Raw genomic sequence first — 22,049 nt, 5'->3', positions numbered from 1 at the left:
TTCCTATTCAAAAATATGATGGCCAGTAAAACTTGCTGGACGATCAATCCCCATAATATAAAGACAAGTAGGTGAGACATCCATTAGCGAATGATCCCCCGGTGCTATAGTAAAAGCTTTATCCTTTAATGCGCTATTGATAACACAAAACGGTACCGGTGCTCCTGTATGAGCTGTATGTGGTGTTCCATCCTTATGTACCATTTGGTCACTATTGCCATGATCGGCAGTGATAATAATAGTTATATTTTCATCAAGACATTTTTTTACTAGTTTTCCTACGCACTCATCAAGTGTTTCAATAGCATGAACTGCAGCTTCATATTTACCCGTGTGTCCAACCATATCTGAGTTTGCAAAGTTTACGACACTAAAATCAAAGTCACTTATTTTAGAAATTAAATTCTCTGTTACTTCTGGCGCACTCATTTGTGGCTTTTCATCATAAGTTGAAACTTCTTTTGGCGAAGGAATTAGAAAATGTTCTTCATTTGGAAAAGGCTTCTTTTCTCCACCATTAAAAAAGAATGTTACGTGTGCATACTTTTCAGTCTCAGCAATCTTTAATTGCTTCTTTCCAATACTACTTAAGTACTCAGTCATTGTTCCTTGAAGCTTCTCTTTATCAAATAAAATTGGAAGTTCCATTTCATCCGGAATAAATGGCGTCATACATAGAAACATTGCTGGAAAGAATGGCCTTTCAAACTCAGTAAACTCTGGATAGTTAAATGCCATTGTTAACTGAATTGCGCGATCGGGTCTAAAATTTGTAAAGAAGATGCAGTCTCCTTCTTTAATAGCGTAGTCTTTATTAAAGAGTGTCGGCGATACGAACTCATCAGTGCGACCAGCTTCATACTCACTATTGAGATATTCAATAGGTGATAAGTCAGTCACATCACCATTACCTAGGAACATATCATATGCTAATTTGATTTTTTCCCAACGGCGATCACGATCCATTCCAATTGAGCGGCCTTGCATTGAAGCAAAGTGTGATCCTTCAAAACCAACGATCTCTTTTAAATACATTTCACCACATGCTGGCGGTGTATCTCTACCATCCATGAAAGCATGTAAGAAAACTTCAATACCTTCTTTCTTAAGACATTTGATGATTTCTTTCGTGTGTTCAATATGTGAGTGAATTCCACCGTCCGAAAGAAGTCCCATGAGGTGAATGCGATTATTATTTTTCTTTGCTACTTCAATGAGTTCCTTTAGTTTAGGAAGTTCACCAAAAGTATGATTTTTAATTGCTTCATTAATACGAACTAAATCCTGGCGAATGGCACGTCCCGCACCTAAGTTCATATGGCCAACTTCCGAATTTCCAACAACACCTTTTGGAAGACCTACTAAAACACCACCTGCTTGGATCGTTGTAAATGGATAACTTTTAAACAATTCATCCAAAACTGGAGTTTTTGCATCTCGAATCGCATTCTTTTCAGTGTTTTCACTAATCCCAAAGCCATCTAGGATGACAAGAAGGGCCTTTTGGCTAATATTTTTAATCGACATAAATTGATTCCCGTTAAAAGCTTATTCAATCCTTATTCTAATACTACCCAAAGATTAGACAAAATACTCTATCGTGTTCATTTTTTAAACACTAGGTCTTTGTAAAGGACTGTAATCTCATCTTAAAACTTGGCACACAACTTGTATATATATAGGCAAATAGTTTAAACACACGCAAACACAGAGAATTTTGGAGAATACTATGAAACTTAACCTTAAGAACACATTACTTTCAGTTATTGTTCTAGCTTCGCTTGTCGGGTGTGGATCTGACGGTGGGTCTGGAAATGGAAGCACTTATGGAAATTACGCTGCTGGCTCTGCTAGTGAGTATGTTGATACAGCAAGAGGCTTACCAAATAGCTTAAGCACTGCGGATGAATTATCTCAAGCAATTGTTAATAATAATTTTGCAAATAGAAGTATTGGCGATTCTGAATATCCTATTTATACAATTTCTAGCTTTGATAATTTATCAGGATCAAATAATTCAGGTAATTGTGATGATTTTGAAGTATTTGGAATGAGTTTAGGAACTATATGTACTTCATCATCTTCTTCGTCTTCATCTGGCTATACTGTCGGTGGATATCGTGGTCTCTATAGAGATGGAAGAATTGCACGTAGTAATGAGTCTCTTGATGGCGCATTTGGATCTACTATTTCACAATTAGCTACTTTCTTGGCCAATAAAGTACAAGAATCTGATGCAAATGGTACACTTTTTAAACGTTATGGTTATGGATATGCTCCATATAAAGATGGAATGTGTAATGACTATAATTGGGTAAGAAGCTACTACAATGGATCGATACAATTTTGTACTCAAGTTGCACAAACATATGCAGTGGAGTGGATTGTGACAATTAACGGAAAAAGGGCCCTTATTAATATGAATGCACCACTTGCTTTACAACCAGTTTTAAGAGCAACAAGTGTAGGAGTTTCGGCTCACTAATAAATAAAAACGATTTTAAATTTATACCTGACTAAAAAGCGCGGCATTGTTCGCGCTTTTTTATTAAATTTAACCTAATTTACTCCGGCTAAATTGTGTCTACACGTGCATGAAATCTGAACATCATTTATAATAGAACTGTTTTAGTATTAAAAAAGGACTATTATATGGCAAAGTATCGTACAGATTTAATGGATGTGAATTTCAATCTATTTAAAGCGTGCAAAATTCAAGACGAAGCAAGCGAGCTTGGATATGGTGAAGCTGAATTAAAAGATATCCTAACTCAATTCGATAAATTCGTTGAAAATGAAATTTATCCAACTCGTCAAATTAGTGATGAGATTGGCGTAAAGCACGTTGATGGAAAAGTTATTGTTCCAGAAGTTTTTCACCAAGCAAATAAAGCCTTCTATGAGAATGGTTGGTATGCACTTGGTTATCCTGAAGAGGTTGGTGGAATGCCAGCTCCTCACGCAATGAAAGTTGCATGTACTTCAATGGCAATTGGTTCAAATGTTGCGTGGTCAATGTACTACGGACTGTCTCAAGGTGCCATGAATGTAATTCTTAAGGTTGGTTCTCAAGAACAGAAAGATCTATTTGTGACAAAGATGATGACAGGAGAGTGGGGAGGCACAATGTGTCTTACTGAGCCTGGTGCTGGATCTGATGTTGGGAACGCAAAGACGACGGCAAAACCTCTTGATAACGGGAAATACGCAATCAATGGTGTGAAGATTTTTATCTCTTCTGGAGAAAGTGATCTTTACGAAAATAACATCCACCTTGTTCTAGCAAGAACTCCTGGTGCTCCAGAAGGTACGAAGGGACTTTCCCTTTTTATTGTTCCACGCTTTAACGTTGAAACTGGTGAGTCAAATAATGTTAAGTGCACAAAGCTAGAACATAAAATGGGGATTCACGCACAGGCAACATGCGAATTAACATTTGGCCAAGATGGTGAGTGTGTTGGAGAACTGATTGGGAAAGAGTTTGATGGAATGACAAATATGTTCATCATGATGAATGAGGCAAGGCTTCTTTGTGGCCTTCAAGGTGAAGCCCAATCAAATCTTTGCTTTGAGCTTACTGAGCAATATGCAAGAGAGCGCTCTCAATTTGGTACCGAAATTATCAATATGCCAGATGTTAAGAGAATGCTTCTTAAAATGAGATCTACGGGACGTGGACTGAGAGCTCTTTCTCTTTATACAGCAAACCTTTTTGATAAAGCTGAAAAAGGTGATGATGAAGCTGAAAAAGAAATCGCATTATTTACTCCGATCTGTAAGGGATTTTGTACAGATGAGGGTGTAAATATCGCAAGTGAAGGTGTTCAAGTTCACGGCGGTTACGGATACTGTACTGAGTATGGAATTGAGCAATTTATGCGTGATACAAAGATTGCAACAATTTATGAAGGTACAAATGGTATCCAGGCGATCGACTTTGTTATGAGAAAAATTCTTATGGATAAAGGCGAAACATTCTTTAATGTAGGTAAGAAGATTCAAGCGACAATGAATAGAGAAGAGGCCAAGGCGTACCCTCATGAAGTTTCAATGATTGGGAAATCAATGGAGATGAGTGAAGAAGTTGTGAAGAAATTCGGATCGTTTATGGCGGCAAAGAATCAAAGCGCAGTTCTAGCTCACGCAACTGATTTTTTAAGTTATTGTGGAAACCTTGTCGTTTCATGGCTTCTTCTTGAGCATGCTTGTATTGCTCAAAATGAATTAAAGACGGCAACAGGTGAAGAAGAGAAGAAATATTATCAGTCTAAAATCGATGATTTTAAAGTTTTTTGTCAGTACCAATTAACGAGAAATATTGGACTCGCACATAGTGTTTTAAACTTCGAGGAAGATTTAACTTCGATTAATGTTTAATTAAAGATTAAGCACAAGGGTATGTGAGAGATGCAAGAAATGGAAAAAGGAGTCGATCTATTTAATGAGGCGACTCGTGGTAGTACAGACTACTATAAAGACAATGTTTATATCATGAAAAAGAAAGGAGAGTATGCTCCTTTAAGTTTCATGAAAAAGAAAGTTGAAGGCTTTGATGAGGAAAGCTTACTTAGTCGTGGATTTATCTACGACTCACTTGAGCTCGTAGGTGATAAAGAATTTTCTGAATGGTATGAAAAACAATTTTCTCGAAAGATGAAAAGGTCTCATGCTAAGCAGGTTCTAATTATTCACTTACCGGATAACAAAAGAATCTTTGACGCTATTGAAACAGTTAATAAGGTTTATGATATTCTTCGCGATGAGCGAATTATTTTTAATGGTAAGAAGCTTCCTGTTCAGTTGGGGGAGTGGTACGCAAAATGTATCTTCGGTCTAATGCAACAAAAGTCGACATCACAACGAGGTTTTGATTTCTACGTTGGTGATAAGAGAGTTGAAGTTGTTGTGCACTGGGGAGATCAAACATCTCCAAAAGGTGTAAAAGTTAGAAAGTCTCTATGTGATCTTTCAGCAAGCGTTATTATCATTTATCTAGCTCGTAACTTTATGATTCGAGATATCTGTCTTCTCGATTCAGATTATGTTTTAAGAAAATTTGCAGGAAAGGGACATACTCTTTTTCTAAAAGATTCTGAAATTAGTGGTTACTTCTTTTCAAAGTCAACGAAGCATAAAGATAAAGTCGTAAATAAGAATGCTCTTCTTAAATACGCTTTACCTAAGCTTGCGATGAATTTAACAGAATTCTTAGAAAGCTAAGATTATAGTAATTCATATTTTAAAAGGCGGCATTCAATGTCGCCATTTAAAAACTCTGTTTTCTTACTTGTTTTTAAACGAATATTTTTTCTTAGTGGCCCGTGAGCTGTAAGAATAAATGCTGTAGAACCCTTGAAGTTATTTTTAAGAGTTTCACCCATCTCGAAATAGAAGTCGTTAATATCAAGACCACCAATCGCTTGAATACGCTCTCCATAAGGAGGGTTAAATAGGATTAATCCTCTTTCAAATCCCGCAGGTGCTTGTGAATTAATGAAGTTTTCGCAGTTGAAGTTTACGAAATCAACACGGCCAAAACAGTTGAGAAGGTGAGTTCTCATGAGTTTAAAGTTTTCAACATCAGCATCATTGCAATAGAACTTATCATTTGGAATTGAATCTATTCTTTCCTGTGAATCTTTCATGATCTCGTGAACTTTATCAAAGTACCAATCAACTAGATTCGAATCATGAAACCACGGCTGACCTGTAAAAGAATACGGAGTCGTATTTTGTTTAAGTCTTAAAAATGCTGGCGATAATTTCAAGAAGTAGAAAATTGCTTCAATTAAAATTGTTCCTGAACCTGCCATTGGATCATAGAATGGACCTTGGCAGTCCCATTTTGTTTCTGCAATAAGAGAGGCCGCTAAGTTTTCACGTAGTGGTGCACGGTGTCCGCTTTCACGATAGCCACGCTTATCAAGAGAAGTTCCAACCATGTCAGCGTAAACAATTACCTTACAGCCTTCTTTAACCTTTTCAACACGTTGAAGAAAGCTAACGTTAGGTTCATTTGTCTCTACATTTGGACGCTTATTAAATTTATCTCTCATATAATCAACAAGAGAATCTTTTAGAGTTTGTGAAAGGAAGATAGAACTTCTAAAAAGCTCCTTACTCTCACCATCTAGAAGAGTGTTGATTTTAAAAGTTTGCTCTGGAGTAATATAGTCTTCCCATGGAAGCTCACTTGCTCTTTTATAGATTTGTTTTTCGTCGCGAATATAAAAGAAGCCAACTTCTTTAAAGACACGAGAAGCAATTCTAGCGTTGAAGATATATTCAACTGTGGCCTTATTTCTTGCCTTAAATGAAGCTCCACCACGGCCGGCCTTGGCCTCGATACCGTTAGCACGTAGCTCATTTACTAGATATTGTTCGCAACCTCTTGGGCAAGAGGCAAAATAAAAACTCTTGTCATTAATGACTTTGTTCGACTTCTGATATTTTTCCATGACTCGATTTATGATTTATTTAGGTATGTGTCAAAGAAAAAGGCTTAAGTTGGTAAAAATTCGTTCATTTTCCTCAATAAAATAGGCTAATTTCCTTTGTATAGGGTTCAAACTTGGAGCATATGCTGATATAGTTTCGAACATAAATATATAAAGATTTATTCATACATAAAGTGAGGAAACATGAGCTTTACAGATTACAAAGTAGCAGACATCTCTCTAGCTGACTGGGGAAGAAAAGAAATTAAGATCGCTGAAACTGAAATGCCGGGACTAATGTCTCTAAGAAAAGAGTTTGGAGCGGCAAAGCCACTTAAAGGTGCAAAAATCGCTGGTTGTCTTCACATGACTATTCAAACAGCTGTACTTATTGAGACTCTAGTTGAGCTAGGTGCTGAAGTAAGATGGTCTTCATGTAATATTTATTCAACTCAAGATCAAGCTGCTGCTGCAATCGCTGCTGCTGGAATTCCTGTTTTTGCTTGGAAAGGTATGAACGAAGAGGAATTCGACTGGTGTATCGAGCAAACTCTTAAGTGGGCAGATGGATCAGCTCTTAACATGATCCTTGATGATGGTGGTGACCTTACAAATATGGTTCACGACAAATATCCTGAATTAATCGAAGGAATCAAAGGTCTTTCTGAAGAAACAACTACTGGTGTTCACAGACTATATGAAAGAGTTAGAAAAGGTACTCTTAAGATGCCAGCAATCAACATCAATGACTCTGTAACAAAGTCTAAATTTGATAACCTTTACGGATGTAGAGAGTCTCTAGTAGACGGTATCAAGCGTGCAACTGACGTAATGATCGCAGGTAAAACTTGTGTTGTTGTTGGTTACGGTGATGTTGGTAAGGGTTCTGCTCAGTCTTTCAAAGGTCTAGGAGCAAGAGTTATCGTTACTGAAATCGATCCAATCTGTGCTCTTCAAGCAGCAATGGAAGGTTTCGAAGTAATGAAAATGGATAAAGCAGCTTCTGAAGGTGATATCTTCGTTACAACTACTGGTTGTCTAAAAGTTATCAATGCTTCACACCTTGATAAGATGAGAGACGGTGCAATCGTATGTAACATTGGTCACTTCGATTCAGAAATCGAAATTTCTCACCTACACAATAACTACGAAGAAGATAACATCAAGCCACAGGTAGATATGTATACTTCAAAAGATGGAAGAAGAATTATCCTTCTTGCTCAAGGTCGTCTAGTTAACCTTGGATGTGCTACTGGTCACCCATCATTCGTAATGTCTAACTCTTTCTGTAACCAAGTAATTGCTCAAATGGAACTTTGGGACAATGCTGGTAAGTATGAGAACAAAGTTTATATGCTACCAAAGCACCTGGATGAAAAAGTTGCTATGCTTCACCTTGAAAGAATTAATGTTGAAATCGATACATTAACTGCTGAGCAAGCTGAGTACCTAGACATCCCAGTTCAAGGTCCATATAAGCCAGAACACTACAGATACTAAGCAACTGCTATATATGAAGCCTCCGAAAGGAGGCTTTCTTATTTAAGGTAAAACTATGAGCAAAAAGATTTTTCTAGCTACTGATCATGGTGCTTTCGAACAAAAGGAAGCAATTAAGAAATTCTTAATCGATGAAGGTTATGAGGTCGAGGACCTAGGGACTCACTCAACTGACTCATGCCACTATCCAGAATATGCTATTGCTTTGGCAAAAGCAGTTCAGAAAGAGGGAAGAGGAATTCTTCTTTGTGGATCTGGTATTGGTGTTTGCATGGTTGCTAATAAATTTAAAGGAATTCGAGCGGCCCTTTGTCACAGTGTCGATTTAGCTAGGCTTTCACGTGAGCATAATAATGCAAATGTGATTTGTTTTGGTGGCCGTATTTCATCAAGTGAAGAAGTTCTGGCCATGACAAAAGTATGGCTTGCGACTGAGTTTGAAGGCGGCAGACATCAAACCCGCATTGACATGTTCACTGACCTCGGTGAAAATTAATCTTATGTTTAAAGTTAAATGGACTGAATATATCTCATTCTTTGTTATCTTAGTTGTTGGTATTTATAGCTTATATATATCAAGAACTGATTTAGCTTATTTTGATAAAGTACTAAGTGCTCAAAATGGACTACTCGAGTGGTTTACTTTCGTAGGGCTTTGTCTCATTTCATTTGGCTACTTCTATCGCAGAAAAGTTCTAGCAAAGTTTAGAGATCGTAAATTTCTTATTATGTTAAGTACTCAAGGTGTCTTCTATGTGATCTGTGCACTAGAAGAGGTTAGTTGGGGGCAACGTGTTTTTGGTTGGCACTCACCTGAGATGTTTAGAGATATTAATAGTGTCCTTCTTGAAACTAACTTTCAAAATTGGCTTATTGCCCGTGGAGTTTCACATGAGTCTTGGAACTTATCGTTAAGGGTAATCCTGTTTATCTATCTTTTTGCTGTTCCTTTTTCATATTGTAAAGTTGAGAAGGCCAAGCAATTTATCGATAAATTTGCTCTACCGGTACCGAAGGCCACTCATATTTTAAGTTTTATGATTCTATTAGTGATTACACTTTATATTCCAAGCGAGAATAAGGTGCAATTTGCTGAGTTTTGTTTGACTTGGGTTTTAACGGCCCTAACATTAGAGCCATTTAACCGCAGTATGTTTTCTCGTCGAAGTTTAGTTCGCTAGTCTTTCTATTAGCTAAGCGTGCTTTACGCAACTTGGACATTTTCTTTTAAGCATTCTTCTATATGCATTTGTTGTCTTGTGAAAGTAGCTTGTTGCCTTTTGTCCCATATTGCTTTCGATTAGCCAGCTAAATTTATTAACAAGAGGATAGAGTTTGGCTAGGTGAGTGATCACTTCATCACCTTTTAGAATCTTACTATCACTTGTTATATAGTGGACTACTTCTTGGCACTCTTCTTTGTTGAGTTGAGGGTGTACTTGATAAAGTTTATCATCGTTTACACTGACAAAGTTAACTGATTTTGCGTCTTCTAAGCGAGCAAGGGAGTCCTTGAACCTAACACATAGTGGGCATTCATCATCGAAAATGAGAAGTGGTAATTTATAATTTTCTTCCATGAAAACAACCTTTTATTTATTGTGCTCCTAATTTCTTAGTTGCTGAGTAACGATATCTTCTTGATATGATCTCAAAAATATTACTAGATTTATCTTTAGTGATACCTGCATTTTTTTGTGCTCTTTGAGAGAAATCTAATATCTCTGCACTTGTATTAGCATTGTCTTTCACTTTCTTCTTAAGTAGGTGAGCATATGGATTAGTCGCAGTCTTCTTTTTCTTCTTTTTATTATCGAGACCGCTTCCGCCTCTAAAGTAAAGGCCATTATCTTTTGGTTTATAAGAAGCAGTATACTTGCCTACTTTTCCTCTTAGTCCCGAAGCACGAGATTTAAGTTTTGCCTCTGCCGACTTACTTTCGTTAGTTTCTGGTGTTGCTGACATCGCATTTGCTACAGCTCCGTCAAAACCAAGTTGTCTAAGTCCTTCAGCAATCTTCGGGTCTTTTTTCTTGTAGCTATCTGGAAGAGTAACCTTGCTAAGTCCATCTTTAAGCTTGTCATTAGCGATAGCAAAGATCTTTCCAGCAGTAGCATTAAAGTTGTTTGAACTATCTCCTGGAGTCGAAATACCATTTGTCATTTTGTAGAAATCATCAAGACTAGTTCCTAGGCCACCTGGAATGTGCATTCCATTGATCTTTGCAGAAATTCTAGAATCGAGACATGTATTTGTTTGGCGACAAGTACAGTTCAGGTCTTCTTTTACATTGTTATCAACACAAGTAACTTGCCAGTTATTATTTTGAGCAGTTCTTTGTCTAATTTGCGGATAACAGTACTTAACGTCATTCATTGTCTCTGGTTGACTACAGTAACAGTCACGATCTGAAACAGGGTTACACTTTCCTTTACCACTTAGTTTATTAGCTACATTATTTAATTTATCAGCAGCATCGCCGTGCATTTTGTGTTCCCACATATAGTAACTAGTCATAAGTGTCGAAGCTCCAAGCTTAACCCAGTTACTCCAACCACTTGTGAATCCACCCATTGTGGCCATTGAGGTAACATAGCATACTGTCGTCGCTCCCCATCCTTTTCTTTGAATATCAACAGACTTTTGACGGTCGCGGTGAGAGCGTGCCTGTTTATAAAGGGCCTGGCTTTGAGCATTCTCAACATCTGGCTCTGTTGCTAGTGCAAACTCATCACTCTTTTGTTGAGTAACTCGTGCAATAACTTCAGCCCCCATAGGAATATATTGGCAGTAATCAGTACCTTCTTCTTCTCTAGCTTTGTCATGTTCTGATTGTGCAGCTTTTACATCATCTGGTGATGCTTTGGAGTCGGCCATTGCTTCGGCCTTGCCATTTTCGTTGAATGAGATTCCTTTCTCTTTATATTTAGAGGCAACATCCTTCTTTGTGACAACATCTATTTCGTTAAATTTTCCGCCACCACCAGCTTGTGACATGGCCGGCATAATAATCGAGTAGGCTTGACCTACGGCCTTAAACATTGATGGTGACATTCCCATGAATTTCTCACCGTCAGTTGCATCGCCACCCTTTCTTATATTTTCACACTCTTGAGAGCTACCACATTCTTCGGCCCACTTCTCGTCGGCTTCTCTTTGCTGATAGCCTGCATGAGTGTAATTATCCATTGTATACTTTTCTCTGTCCGTGACATTCCCAGCTGCTACATCAGCTTCAGATGGCGCTTCGTAATTAGAATCTTGTCCATATGACGTAAATGAACACGTTACTAATAATAGCACCACGAGAGTTGTGAATATTTTTGATTTTGGCCTCAACATTAGCTAACCCCAATTATTTAGATTCTTTATGATTTTAACACGCTGTGGTGATAGTCGGGAGGTCTGTAATATATGCCTCATGAAAAAATATGTGAAATCAGTAGGTTACGTGCTTGCCTTAGTTGGGAATGTGAGAAAAGTGATGCACATTATTTGGGGCATCTTCGATTGAGCTTTGGTTGCCAAAAATACCTGAAATTGCTAGATTAAAGGCATAACCTAATTAGTGAGAAATATCATGGCCAATACATCAAAAGATACTACAACTGACAAAAAACCACGTGAAGCTGAGCTATCTCACTCTATGGTTCACTACCTTTTAGCAATTCATAAGCTAAAAGAAGAAAAAGGTTATGCTCGAGTTACTGATATTGCCAAAGATTTAGGTTTAACAAAGGGTTCTGTTTCTACAGCTCTTAATAATCTTAAAAAACGTAATCTTGTAAAAGAAGAAGATGATACAAAGTTTCTTCTTTTAACAGATAACGGACACGATGAAGTTCACAAGACTTTAACTTCTCGTACACTTCTTTATTATTTCCTTAAAGACTTTGTTGGTGTTTCAGAAGAGATTGCAGAAAAAGATTCATGCATGATCGAACACCTTTTAAGTGAGGAAACTAGTACAAAATTCTTTGAATTCATGAAGACACTTTCTTGCTCATGTGACGATCTTGCAAAAAGTGGTAAACTTCCTAAAGGGTTTAATTTTCAGACAACTTTAAGTCTTTGTGACTACAAGACGGCTGAAGAATTCATGGAAGGTCAAAAGGGTGATACGTACTTACAAGAAGAAAAAGACGCATAAATTCTTTGTTCTTTTAGTTCTTTTTATTTTAGAACTATCTTCAGCATCCGCCACTGAATACTGCTTTAACAGAAGTCGACCAATTCATACGATTCGTATGGATCTTATGAAATATGTGATTGATGGTGAAAAGATAAAAATTGATTCTCATAAGAATTGCTTAAATCTTGAAGTTAAATCTTACCGTCAGGAATTATTTCGTAAGCTTGTGAATAAGTATTTTCCTAAGCAGCTAGAGAAAAGCTCTTTATCCCTATACACCCAAGATATGTGCAAATTTCGATTGAAAGAGGTCACAAAACTTAAGGATAAAGTTAATGAGCAAATTTCTGATATTATCAGTTCCGAAGGGAATCGCTTTGAAATTGATTTTGGTGGTGAGCACTATTACGCTACTTGTTCAAAAAAAGGTAGTGTGTACCTTCTTGATCTAAGAAGTAAATCTAATAAAGATCAACTAACTTCACTTACTTTTAATTTGGGTAAATGGGTTGATTTAACTTCACTTACAAAGCTTGAGAATAAAGAATATTCTCTTATGGTGATTGAATAATGAAAAATATTATAACGGCCGTTAAAGAGATAAATGCGGGTCTTTTTGGTCTTTCAACATCTGAGAAGAAAAATATTCTCTTAGTAACATTCACTTTATTTATAGCGTTTTTTTCATATCCAATGATTCGCTCTAGCTCAACAGCTTTATTTATTCAAAGCTATGGAGCAAAGAGTACGCCTTGGATTTGGCTGTCTTCTGTGTTGTTCTTAGGATTTAGTGTCAGTATCATTAATGAACTTCAAAAGCATTTTTCAATAGCAAAAATTTTTAATTCTATTGTGGCAGTCTCACTCGTTCTAATGGGAGGAGCCTTAATTGTTCATGGTAGTGGTCATCATATTGGAAGTGGTGTTTTCGCTGTTTGGAAAGAAGTCTATATTATTCTTGTCGTTCATTTATCACTTGGTTATTTAAATTCTGTCATTGACGTCAAAGTTGCCAAACTTGTCTATGGGCCACTTGGTGCTCTCGGCTCCTTAGGGGGAATTTTAGGAGGGCTACTCACTACTAAACTTATGAAGGGCGTGGGGGTTTACTATGCGGCTTCAAGTGGTTTATTAGTTTTGTCTTTAGTTATTGTTATATTTAGTCTTACACAAAAACAATATTTAGCACTTAAAGAAAAGTCTCCAATAACATCACTTGCCGATAAGAAGCTCTATGTGTTCTTCATTTGTGGCCTAATTATTCTTTCTCAAGTGGTGATTAATCTTGCAAATTATAAGTTCAATCTAGGTCTAGAGATATTTAAGGATGCTAACGAAAAAGGTGCATATCTTGGAAATATATATTCATCGATTAATGCGATATCCTTAATTGTCCAAATTGTTATTATTCCAATCGCTTTTAAATACTTTAAAGTTTCTACTGTACATATTTTCATACCATTTGTTTATCTTGTATTAATCTTACTTGATCGATTGGAGTACTTGGGTTTACTGGGGACAGCAATATTATTTGTAGGCTTTAAAGGACTTGATTATTCAATCTTTTCGGCCGCCAAGGAGATGCTTTACTTCCCTTTGAGTAAAGAACAAAAGTACGGGGCCAAGTATATCGTGGATATGGTTGTGTATCGTGCGTCAAAAATGGGTATTTCAGCTCTACTCTTAGTGTTTACGAGTTTGGCTTTTACCCAAAATATGCTAATAATATCAGTGTTACTTTGGCTAGTTCTAGCGGCCTTTATGGCCATTAAGTTTCGTTCAGAGTAATGTCTTTAATAAAATTCATTTAGGAGTTTATATGTCTAATCCATTATTAGAAAAATTCACAAATCCACATGGTGCAAGACCATTTGATACAATCAAGAATGAGCATTACATGCCGGCAATTCGCGAAGCAATTAAAATGCACAAAGAAGAAATCGAAGCGATTAAAAGCTTTGATGGAGAACTTACATTTGCAAATATCATTGAGCCGTATGCAAATTCAGGGAGTGCAATTGAAGATATTTCAATGATCTTCTTTAACCTAAAGTCTGCAAACACAGATGATGAGATGAATGAAATTGCAAAAGAATTCTCTCCTCTTTTAACAGCTCACGGAAATGACGTTAATCTTGACGCTGATCTATTCGCAAAAGTAAAAGTTGTTTTCGATAACAAAGAAAATGAAGACTTAAATGCTGAGCAAATGACACTTCTTTCAAAGATTTATAAGGGCTTCGTTAGAAACGGTGCTTTATTAAGTGAAGAAGATAAGAACAAAGTTAGAAAGATCGATGAAGAACTTTCAAAACTAGGACTTGAGTTCTCAGATAACCTTTTAAAAGAAACTAATAAGTTTGAAATGGTACTTGATAATAAAGAAGATCTTGCTGGTCTTCCTGAAGGACTTATTGAAGCTGCTGCGATGACAGCAACTGAAAAAGGTCATGAGGGTAAATGGGTATTTACTCTTGATTACCCAAGCTTTGGTCCCTTCATTACTTACTCAGAAAATCGTGAGCTACGTAAGAAAATGACAATCGCTTCTGGTACAAAATGTGCCAAGGGTGACGAGCTTGATAACCAAGAAAATGTAAAAAGAATTGCACAGCTTCGTTATGAAAGAGCTGGAATTCTTGGATATAAAAGCCACGCCGATTATATTCTTGAAGAACGTATGGCCATGAGTGCACAAAACGTTTTTGATCTTCTAAATCAGCTTAAAGATAAAGCAATGCCTGCAGCGATTGAGCATATGGATGAAATTAAAGCTTATGCAAAAGAACAAGATGGTATCGAAGATTTCGCTTCTTGGGACTATATGTACTATTACGAGAAGCTTAAGAAAGAAAGATATAGTATTGATGATGAAATGCTTAAGCCATACTTTAAATTAGAAAATGTTTTAAATGGTGTTTTTGAAGTTGCAACAAAACTTTATGGACTTAACTTTAAAGAAGTTTCTAATATTCCAAAGTATCACCAAGATGTAATGACTTATGAAATCACTGATCGTGATGGAAACTTCATTTCTCTATTTTATGGTGACTACTTCCCACGTGCTTCAAAGCGTGGTGGAGCATGGATGACAGCCTTTAGAGAACAATATGTTCAAAATGGAGAAGATGTACGTCCACATATTGCAAACGTATGTAACTTTACAAAGCCAACAACAACGAAGCCATCACTTCTAACATTTAATGAAGTAACAACTCTATTCCACGAATTTGGTCACGCACTTCACGGTATTCTAACTAAGTGTCAGTACCGTATGCTTTCTGGTCCAAACGTATTCTGGGACTTCGTTGAGCTTCCATCTCAAATTATGGAAAACTGGGCATTTGAAAAAGAATGTCTTGATCTATTTGCTAAGCACTATGAAACTGGAGAGTTAATTCCAGCAGAATTAGTACAAAAACTAAAAGATAGTTCAAACTTTGGAGAAGGACGTCACACTGTTCGTCAATTAAGTCTTGGACTACTTGATATGGCATGGCACTCAGGTGATCCATCAACGATTACAAGTGTTGAGGAATTTGAAAAACTTGCAACTCAAGATGTTGATCTTCTTCCAAGAGTACCAGGTGTGATGACTTCAACATCATTTGGGCACATCTTTGCTGGTGGATATTCTGCAGGTTACTACTCGTACAAATGGGCAGAAGTTCTTGATGCAGATGCGTTTGAATTATTCCTTGAAGAAGGGATCTTTAACACAACGATTGCTGATCGCTTTAGAGAAAATATCCTTGAAAAAGGTGGTTCAGAGCACCCAATGGATCTTTATAAGAGATTCCGTGGACGTGAGCCAGAGGTTGATGCACTACTTAGACGTGGTGGTCTTATCTAGCCCTTAACGAATAAAGCAAAGGCTCCTTTTTAGGAGCCTTTTTTATTTTCGAAAATTTCTTTAGCATGATACCAAGTATAGTAATCCTTCGCATTCTTAAGCTCTAAGAGGTGAGGAATCAATTGATCTGAATAATCAATTGAACTCTCTTTAGGTAAGGCCGAAGGAAGGTTATCTATTGCAATAATATTACACTCGTGATCAATAGAACTTTCTATACGGTGAAGTGGTTTATCCCAAGTTGTATGGACATTATAAACTGGGATTGGATTTAGATCACTATTTGGATCACAACTAACATCACAAATAAGTGAAAGCTTCTCATTCCTCTCCATAATCGCTTTATCAAGAAAAGGAGCAATCTTCTTTGTCATAAGAACTGTGTTGATGAAAATATCAGCGTTAATGATTTCATCAAATGGTCCACCAACTTTAGTTTCTTCTACGTCCCAATTAATTGACTCTAGTTCAAGATCTGAAAGTAGCTCTCTTGCTCCGCTTCCACAACGCCCTTGGGCGCCAATAATAAAAGTACAAGGGTTGCGCTTACCCTGTCTTTTATTGTTAATAATTTTAAGCCACTCTTCTTTAGAGGAATAGTGTTTTAAGGGTGCAGGTGAGTCTGAAAAAAAGTTTTCAACACTAAGTGCTGCTCCTACATATCCGGCCCAGTAACCGAAGGCCGCAACACGTCTATTGTCTTCATTAAGCAAGAATTCAAGATCAAATAATGTTCCACCGCCTTTACTGTAGCGATCAAAAACTTGCTCAGCTCCATGCTGACCTTTATAAATATGGGCAAAGTAGATATGATTGTGCTTTAGGGGAAACTCATCCGTTTCTTTCAATTCTTTTAAACCTAGAATAAAGACGTCATCGCTTATTGGAGCATCTGTTATCCATGCGTGACTTTCTTTAATTTCACAACCTAGCTTTTCATATTCTTCTATTGGAAAGATTCTATCCTGTGATTTCTCAACGATAACTTTATAGCCGGCATCGATCAGCTTCTTTGCATTTTCTGGTGTTAGAGGAGTTCTTTTTTCAAATGCTTTATCCTCATCTCTTAACCATATTGTTGTCATACTATATAACCTTGTCTTTAAATTAGATTTGATCTTGTATTGATGTATCCCTATCGACAGTTTCGTTATTTAAGTTAAATAGTGCTTTCATATCAGAAAATAGCATTCGAGGAAAAATGAGAGCACAGAAAGCGATACAAACGACGATTAAAATCTCTTCAGTTGCAAATTGATTTCCAATAAATGTTAGGATAATCCCTCCTAAAATATTCGGAACAACAAAGCCTAAATCTAGTAAGGCAAAAATTCTTGCAAGATATTTTGTTTCTACTTTTAATGAAACATAATTTAGTTGATTTGTAATACGTACAAAGACAACAAATCCCCAAACAAAGAAAATTACCAGTGTTGCTGTATATGAAGCAGCATATAACCAAAGCGCCATGAGAAGTGGTTCAATGTATAGGGCCGCAATAATAATTTTACCAACTGGTTTCTCTTTAAGAATAGTCGAGCTTGCCCATCCCCCAAATAGACCACCTAGACCAAAGAGAGCAAGCCCTATCCCATAGTCTTGCTTCGTAGCTCCAAGTGTTTCCGTTAGGTAAGGTAGTATAAGTGGAAACATAAATCCAAGAACAAGTCCTTCGATGATGACATTTGAAATGACAGCAAAAAGTTCCTTTTGCGTTCTGGCATATCTAATTCCATTTTTTATTTCAGAGAGAAAGTTTTCACTATTTCCTTCCTGTCTTGGAGGGTTGTAGGTAAGGCTCATAATAAAATAAATACCAACAATATATGTTAGGAAATCTAGAGCAATAACTTCCTTGATTCCGCCAAAGGCCGTAAACATAGTGGCACCAAGAAATGGACCAATCATGTGAAGTACTGCAAAGGCAGAACCGAATAGGGCATTCGCTCGATTCATGTCTTTTTGAGGGACAATGTCGTTAACCATAGCTTGTCTTGTTGGATTATACATTCCAGTGAAGAGAGCAATGAGGCCATCGCAAAGGATGACAACTTCTGGAGTCTTAGCGAAGATGATCGTAAAAATTATTGGAATTCTAATGTAATTTGTGAAAAGGAGAACATTCTTTCGATTGTATTTTTCTCCAATAACACCACCAATTAAATTTCCGATTGTTAAAAAGAAGAGAAATACTGCTCGAGCTGCACCAAGATAACTTTTGTTATGATTTGATAATTCAAATACTAAAAGCATTAGTGCAGTCTCTGACACAAACGAGCCTAGCTCGGATGTTAGTCCTGCAATATAAAGCCTTCTAAAATTTTGATAGCGTAAAACCTTAGGAAGCTTGAACATAATTAGGATCTTTTAGCTAAAAATTCGTCAACAGATGTTTCAAATTCAGAAACAATTCGATCAACAATTTCTTTAACAGTTTCAATCTTTGTAATGAACTCAATTGAAGGTCCGGCAACCCAAACTGTTTTGTATGTGGCACCAAAAGCTGCATTCTCAACAGCTTTCATTCCTTTGTAACCAGTAAGCATTTTCGCATACTTTTTAAGCTTCTTATTTTTGCTCATGGCCTTTTCAATAACATTTTGTTCAGTTCCAATCTTTTGCACGTAAGGAGTGTTGATAACTGTACAAGGCGTCCCTGAAATTTTATTCGACATGACAATATCTTTAGCACCATATTGAACGACTGCTTCTTTATAAGCATCAGATACGATTGATTCTTTCGTCGCAATGAATGGAGAACCGATTGAAACACCTTCGCATCCTAGGGCCATAATACTAAAGAGGCCCGATCCTGTTGCAATACCTCCAGCTGAAATAACTGGTATATTTAAGTTCTTTTTAAGTAGTGGAACGAGAATACTTGCTGGTGTTGGTCCCGCGTGTCCCCCGGCACCAGAGTTTACTGCAATTACTGCATCAGCTCCTTGGTCTTGAACTTTTTGTGCATATTTAAGATCAACGACATCACAAATTATCTTAGTTCCTTGTGGACGACACTTTTCGATAACTTCTTTTGGATTTCCAAGTGATGTGATAATGAAGTCTGGAGCATACTTCGCGCAAAGCTCAATTTGCTTGTGCATATGGATGTTTGACTGATTTACAATGATATTGATTCCAAAAGGACCTTCACATCTTTCTTTTAATTCTTTTAGTCCTTCTTCAAACTCTTCTGGAGTACGCCAGTTAAGAGCAGGGATACAACCCATAATACCTGCCTTAGAAGCCTCAACCAGCATATCGATACTAGTTACAAGGAACATTGGGGCCATAATAATTGGGTATTTGATATTAAAAGTTTCTGTTAGCCATGTTTTCATCATATGCAATCCATTTTTCTGTATATATTTTTATAGCTCAATTATAATGCATTTTTTTGTATTTAACACCTAAGATTACTTGCACAATTTCTTCCCTCAACGTACTCTTAGAGAATGAGCTCACAAGAAATAAATAAGCTACCTGACTTCTCAGCAATTCGAGAAAACATAGAAACAGAACGTAAAACAATTATTAAGGTCAATAATTTTTCCGATGACGATAGTTATGTAAGGGCCAGTGAAGATGCACTCGTCGTTCTTGGCTTTTTAGAGTCAACGTTAACAAAATTATGGACTATTTTTGATGAGAATCCATCTTTAGTTTATTTCTTTAACAAAGACTTCACTAATTTTAATTTATTAATCAAGCAAGATAATATCCTCGATCTTATTTTTATTGACGACTGTATGATTCCTGAGAATGAAGCAATCTTCTTTGGTCAAGATGGTGGACTCTCGCAAAATATTCTTTCACTTCATGAAAAGACATTTTATGAGTGGGGACAGAAAGTATTAAATCATCACGAGGCAACGCAAACTTTCATTCGCTCAGATATTGATTTAACAAAACACAAAATCAGTGAGCTTAAGTGTCAGTGTATTAAATGTGTTAATGATTTTAGAGCACTATTACGAGACTCAGTTTATGAAAGCTGTGTTGAGTTGATTGAATCAACTAAAGAACAAATTAAAGAAGAGATTGATAATGGAATCCATGTTGTTTCAGATCTAGTCTTTAATCTACAAAAAACACTAGATAAGAATTTCTATAAACTAAGAAATACAATAAAAAGATCTTCTCTAAATCGTTTAGAGAATCAGGTTAAACAATACTTTAAATCGGAATTTGCTTATCCGTCAGAGCTCGCTTCATTACATCGTCGAAATGTAAGCATGCTATTCGATCAATACCTTGAAGCCAATGAGCTTAGTACTGATCTTATTACTAATGCGGAATATGATAAATTTTATCGCTCTCTTTCAACTCACTACTGGAGAAATGAAAGATATCTAGAACGAGAATTTAAGAAATTTGTTAAATCAATTATCATTTTAAAAAAGAAAGACGTTTCTTCGACAATTCTTCAAGAGTATCTTGGGGAATTCTGGGTTCACTCTTCAGCAAGACAGATGAAGAGAAAGATTGTCTATCATATGGGGCCGACTAACTCGGGGAAAACTTATCACGCAATTGAAAAGCTATCGACAGTTCCTAAAGGTTGCTATCTAGCACCTCTTAGACTTCTAGCTGCAGAACTTTACGATACACTTAATGCAAAAGGTGCTGTAACAACACTTCTTACTGGTGAAGAGGTTATTGAGAGAGAGGGTGCGACACATTACTCTTCGACAATTGAAATGGCACGATTACAAGAGGTTTTCGATTGTTGTGTAATTGATGAAATTCAAATGATCACTGATCCTTCACGTGGTTGGGCATGGACAAGAGCACTTGTTAATATTATGGCCGATGAGGTACACCTTTGTGGTGATGCTTCAGCACTTGATCTTGTTAAAGTGATTGTTGATCTATGTGGTGATGAACTAATCATTAATGAATATACTCGTATGACTGAGTTATCAGTAGAAAGACATCCAATTGTTTTAGCTGATATGCAAAAAAATGACGCTCTTATTGTATTTTCTAGAAAGAATGCTCTAAGACATAAAAGAGATCTTGAACGCTTAGGTTATAAAGTTTCGATTGTTTATGGAAGGCTTTCTCCAGAAGTTCGTCGTGAACAAGCACGTAAGTTTGATCAAGGTGAAACTGATGTAATCGTGTCAACTGATGCAATTGCAATGGGAATGAACCTTCCAATTAAAAGGGTAGTGTTCTCAACACTTTCTAAGTTCTTTGATGGTCACCAACATGATATTTCGATTAGTGAGATTAAACAAATTGGTGGACGAGCAGGACGTTTTCAAAGGTTCCCACGCGGAACAGTTACTTGTCTGAGAAAAGTAGAAGATGGAATTGAGTCAATCAATGAAGCCTTGAGTGCGACTCTTGAACAAAGTGATCAGTGTATGGTTGGACCTGACCTTGATATCTTTAATCAGGTTAATAAGGCCCTAATCGATAATAACTTACCAAAGCTTAAGCTTTCGGAATTTCTTCGTCTGTTTAACACGATGACTTTCCAGGCTCCTTTCTACTGCGTAGATATGAAGGAGATGATTGAGCTTGCTGAAATGGTAGAAGACGCTGATTCGAATGGAATACTTACGGATGCTGAAATCTTCGGATTTGCTTGTGCTCCAGTAAACCTTGGGTTAATGGATCATGTTCAATTCTACAACTGGATTCTTCATAAGTACGTTAATATGGAAGGAATTCCATGTGAGCCAATTGAATATGGCTCTAATGATATTGATTATCTAGAGACATCAATCAAGTGTGTTGAGCTTTATCAATGGTTATCAAGGCACTTCAACAATAAGAACTTCGTTTATTCAGAAGTTGAACTTCTTAATAATAAGCAACTTGCAATCGACCAACTAAATGAACTTCTTTCACAAAAGATTATTGCTAGATGTTCTTCTTGTAGTGTTAAGTTACCTGAAGACTCACGCTTTCCAATTTGTGAAGAATGCTTTGAGAAACGCAAGACTAACCGTCGCAAACCAGGTGGTGGGCGATTCAAAGGTAAACCTGGCAGTAAGCAAGGAGCTTCTAAGGGGTCTACAGGAAGAAATTTCAAAGGAAATGGGCGTCCTGGACAGAGTCGAAAAAGAAATGTAAGTCGTAAGAGAAAAAATACTAGTCCTAAACGTTAGAGTTT

Annotated in this window: 18 protein-coding genes; 11 read left to right on the top strand and 7 right to left on the bottom strand. The window is 36.8% G+C overall.

The genetic code is table 11. The features are described 5' to 3' along the window. Positions 1–3: 3 nt before the first annotated feature. Positions 4–1,527 (bottom strand): 2,3-bisphosphoglycerate-independent phosphoglycerate mutase, encoded by a 1,524-nt coding sequence (gpmI, locus tag ACMAYL_RS07530; protein ID WP_412470939.1) that lies wholly within the window; start codon positions 1,525–1,527, stop codon positions 4–6. Positions 1,528–1,729: 202 nt separating this feature from the next. On the opposite strand from gpmI, the gene ACMAYL_RS07525 reads away from it, so the two are divergent. The 3 genes from ACMAYL_RS07525 (at position 1,730) to ACMAYL_RS07515 (ending at position 5,220) form a co-directional block, all read left to right on the top strand. Further along, positions 1,730–2,485 carry a hypothetical protein gene (locus ACMAYL_RS07525; protein ID WP_103218840.1) on the top strand — a complete coding sequence of 252 codons (756 nt, stop codon included), beginning with the start codon at positions 1,730–1,732 and terminating at the stop codon, positions 2,483–2,485. Positions 2,486–2,652: 167 nt separating this feature from the next. After that, positions 2,653–4,377, top strand: a complete 1,725-nt coding sequence (locus ACMAYL_RS07520; RefSeq protein WP_412470938.1) for an acyl-CoA dehydrogenase — start codon at positions 2,653–2,655, stop codon at positions 4,375–4,377. A 39-nt stretch (positions 4,378–4,416) separates the two neighbouring features. Next, positions 4,417–5,220 carry a hypothetical protein gene (locus ACMAYL_RS07515; RefSeq protein ID WP_146037900.1) on the top strand — a complete coding sequence of 268 codons (804 nt, stop codon included), beginning with the start codon at positions 4,417–4,419 and terminating at the stop codon, positions 5,218–5,220. Between the two features lie 2 nt (positions 5,221–5,222). Here ACMAYL_RS07515 and ACMAYL_RS07510 read toward each other — a convergent pair whose 3' ends face one another. Further along, entirely contained in the window at positions 5,223–6,458 is a 1,236-nt protein-coding gene (locus ACMAYL_RS07510; protein WP_103218843.1) for a THUMP domain-containing class I SAM-dependent RNA methyltransferase, read from the bottom strand. Between the two features lie 183 nt (positions 6,459–6,641). On the opposite strand from ACMAYL_RS07510, the gene ahcY reads away from it, so the two are divergent. Genes ahcY through ACMAYL_RS07495 form a run of 3 tightly spaced genes read left to right on the top strand, consistent with a single transcriptional unit; the run spans position 6,642 to position 9,118 of the window. Beyond that, positions 6,642–7,937, top strand: a complete 1,296-nt coding sequence (ahcY, locus tag ACMAYL_RS07505) for an adenosylhomocysteinase (protein ID WP_103218844.1) — start codon at positions 6,642–6,644, stop codon at positions 7,935–7,937. 55 nt (positions 7,938–7,992) lie between these two features. Then, positions 7,993–8,433 (top strand): ribose 5-phosphate isomerase B, encoded by a 441-nt coding sequence (rpiB, locus tag ACMAYL_RS07500; RefSeq protein WP_412469976.1) that lies wholly within the window; start codon positions 7,993–7,995, stop codon positions 8,431–8,433. A 4-nt stretch (positions 8,434–8,437) separates the two neighbouring features. Next, positions 8,438–9,118, top strand: coding sequence for a hypothetical protein (locus ACMAYL_RS07495; RefSeq protein ID WP_146037901.1), 681 nt, complete (start codon positions 8,438–8,440; stop codon positions 9,116–9,118). A gap of 12 nt (positions 9,119–9,130) precedes the next feature. Here the strand turns inward: ACMAYL_RS07495 and ACMAYL_RS07490 are convergent, their stop codons facing one another. Both ACMAYL_RS07490 and ACMAYL_RS07485 read right to left on the bottom strand, forming a co-directional pair. Beyond that, the gene (locus ACMAYL_RS07490) at positions 9,131–9,517 is read right to left on the bottom strand and encodes a thiol-disulfide oxidoreductase DCC family protein (RefSeq protein ID WP_103218847.1); all 387 of its coding nucleotides are present in this window, start codon (positions 9,515–9,517) and stop codon (positions 9,131–9,133) included. Positions 9,518–9,533: 16 nt separating this feature from the next. Next, positions 9,534–11,243 carry a hypothetical protein gene (locus ACMAYL_RS07485; RefSeq protein WP_146037902.1) on the bottom strand — a complete coding sequence of 570 codons (1,710 nt, stop codon included), beginning with the start codon at positions 11,241–11,243 and terminating at the stop codon, positions 9,534–9,536. Positions 11,244–11,517: 274 nt separating this feature from the next. Here ACMAYL_RS07485 and ACMAYL_RS07480 point away from each other — a divergent pair, with 274 nt between their 5' ends. Genes ACMAYL_RS07480 through ACMAYL_RS07465 form a run of 4 tightly spaced genes read left to right on the top strand, consistent with a single transcriptional unit; the run spans position 11,518 to position 15,922 of the window. Then, on the top strand, positions 11,518–12,087 hold the full coding sequence (locus tag ACMAYL_RS07480) for a metal-dependent transcriptional regulator (protein ID WP_103218849.1): 570 nt from the start codon (positions 11,518–11,520) through the stop codon (positions 12,085–12,087). After that, complete coding sequence (locus ACMAYL_RS07475) at positions 12,053–12,640, top strand: hypothetical protein (RefSeq protein ID WP_103218850.1); 588 nt, start codon at positions 12,053–12,055, stop codon at positions 12,638–12,640. Before ACMAYL_RS07480 ends, ACMAYL_RS07475 begins: the two co-directional genes overlap by 35 nt. Beyond that, positions 12,640–13,857, top strand: a complete 1,218-nt coding sequence (locus ACMAYL_RS07470) for an Npt1/Npt2 family nucleotide transporter (protein ID WP_392990700.1) — start codon at positions 12,640–12,642, stop codon at positions 13,855–13,857. The genes ACMAYL_RS07475 and ACMAYL_RS07470 overlap by 1 nt, the downstream gene beginning before the upstream one ends. 31 nt (positions 13,858–13,888) lie before the next feature. After that, on the top strand, positions 13,889–15,922 hold the full coding sequence (locus tag ACMAYL_RS07465) for a M3 family metallopeptidase (protein WP_412469973.1): 2,034 nt from the start codon (positions 13,889–13,891) through the stop codon (positions 15,920–15,922). A gap of 29 nt (positions 15,923–15,951) precedes the next feature. Here ACMAYL_RS07465 and ACMAYL_RS07460 read toward each other — a convergent pair whose 3' ends face one another. Genes ACMAYL_RS07460 through ACMAYL_RS07450 form a run of 3 tightly spaced genes read right to left on the bottom strand, consistent with a single transcriptional unit; the run spans position 15,952 to position 19,266 of the window. Beyond that, positions 15,952–17,007, bottom strand: coding sequence for a saccharopine dehydrogenase (locus ACMAYL_RS07460; protein WP_103218853.1), 1,056 nt, complete (start codon positions 17,005–17,007; stop codon positions 15,952–15,954). Positions 17,008–17,029: 22 nt separating this feature from the next. Then, positions 17,030–18,277: an MFS transporter gene (locus ACMAYL_RS07455; RefSeq protein WP_412470937.1), complete on the bottom strand. Its 1,248-nt coding sequence runs from the start codon at positions 18,275–18,277 to the stop codon at positions 17,030–17,032. Positions 18,278–18,279: 2 nt separating this feature from the next. After that, the gene (locus tag ACMAYL_RS07450) at positions 18,280–19,266 is read right to left on the bottom strand and encodes an NAD(P)H-dependent flavin oxidoreductase (RefSeq protein WP_412469970.1); all 987 of its coding nucleotides are present in this window, start codon (positions 19,264–19,266) and stop codon (positions 18,280–18,282) included. A gap of 111 nt (positions 19,267–19,377) precedes the next feature. On the opposite strand from ACMAYL_RS07450, the gene ACMAYL_RS07445 reads away from it, so the two are divergent. Then, on the top strand, positions 19,378–22,044 hold the full coding sequence (locus ACMAYL_RS07445) for a helicase-related protein (RefSeq protein ID WP_103218855.1): 2,667 nt from the start codon (positions 19,378–19,380) through the stop codon (positions 22,042–22,044). The last annotated feature ends 5 nt before the right edge of the window (positions 22,045–22,049 follow it).

It is taken from the genome of Halobacteriovorax sp. RT-2-4 (genome assembly GCF_047085445.1).
In the GTDB taxonomy this organism is placed as follows: Bacteria; Bdellovibrionota; Bacteriovoracia; order Bacteriovoracales; family Bacteriovoracaceae; genus Halobacteriovorax_A.
This window is presented reverse-complemented; position numbering and strand designations above follow the sequence as displayed.

What these genes read in the sequence shown, in the direction of transcription:
- ACMAYL_RS07515 (WP_146037900.1), top strand. Translation starts at nt 4,417, where the DNA reads ATGGAAAAAGGAGTCGATCTATTTAATGAGGCGACTCGTGGTAGTACA.
- ACMAYL_RS07495 (WP_146037901.1), top strand. Translation starts at nt 8,438, where the DNA reads ATGTTTAAAGTTAAATGGACTGAATATATCTCATTCTTTGTTATCTTA.
- ACMAYL_RS07455 (WP_412470937.1), bottom strand. Translation starts at nt 18,277, where the DNA reads ATGTTCAAGCTTCCTAAGGTTTTACGCTATCAAAATTTTAGAAGGCTT.
- ACMAYL_RS07450 (WP_412469970.1), bottom strand. Translation starts at nt 19,266, where the DNA reads ATGATGAAAACATGGCTAACAGAAACTTTTAATATCAAATACCCAATT.
- ACMAYL_RS07480 (WP_103218849.1), top strand. Translation starts at nt 11,518, where the DNA reads ATGGCCAATACATCAAAAGATACTACAACTGACAAAAAACCACGTGAA.
- ACMAYL_RS07525 (WP_103218840.1), top strand. Translation starts at nt 1,730, where the DNA reads ATGAAACTTAACCTTAAGAACACATTACTTTCAGTTATTGTTCTAGCT.
- ACMAYL_RS07465 (WP_412469973.1), top strand. Translation starts at nt 13,889, where the DNA reads ATGTCTAATCCATTATTAGAAAAATTCACAAATCCACATGGTGCAAGA.
- ACMAYL_RS07445 (WP_103218855.1), top strand. Translation starts at nt 19,378, where the DNA reads ATGAGCTCACAAGAAATAAATAAGCTACCTGACTTCTCAGCAATTCGA.
- ACMAYL_RS07520 (WP_412470938.1), top strand. Translation starts at nt 2,653, where the DNA reads ATGGCAAAGTATCGTACAGATTTAATGGATGTGAATTTCAATCTATTT.
- ahcY (WP_103218844.1), top strand. Translation starts at nt 6,642, where the DNA reads ATGAGCTTTACAGATTACAAAGTAGCAGACATCTCTCTAGCTGACTGG.
- ACMAYL_RS07510 (WP_103218843.1), bottom strand. Translation starts at nt 6,458, where the DNA reads ATGGAAAAATATCAGAAGTCGAACAAAGTCATTAATGACAAGAGTTTT.
- gpmI (WP_412470939.1), bottom strand. Translation starts at nt 1,527, where the DNA reads ATGTCGATTAAAAATATTAGCCAAAAGGCCCTTCTTGTCATCCTAGAT.
- rpiB (WP_412469976.1), top strand. Translation starts at nt 7,993, where the DNA reads ATGAGCAAAAAGATTTTTCTAGCTACTGATCATGGTGCTTTCGAACAA.
- ACMAYL_RS07490 (WP_103218847.1), bottom strand. Translation starts at nt 9,517, where the DNA reads ATGGAAGAAAATTATAAATTACCACTTCTCATTTTCGATGATGAATGC.
- ACMAYL_RS07470 (WP_392990700.1), top strand. Translation starts at nt 12,640, where the DNA reads ATGAAAAATATTATAACGGCCGTTAAAGAGATAAATGCGGGTCTTTTT.
- ACMAYL_RS07460 (WP_103218853.1), bottom strand. Translation starts at nt 17,007, where the DNA reads ATGACAACAATATGGTTAAGAGATGAGGATAAAGCATTTGAAAAAAGA.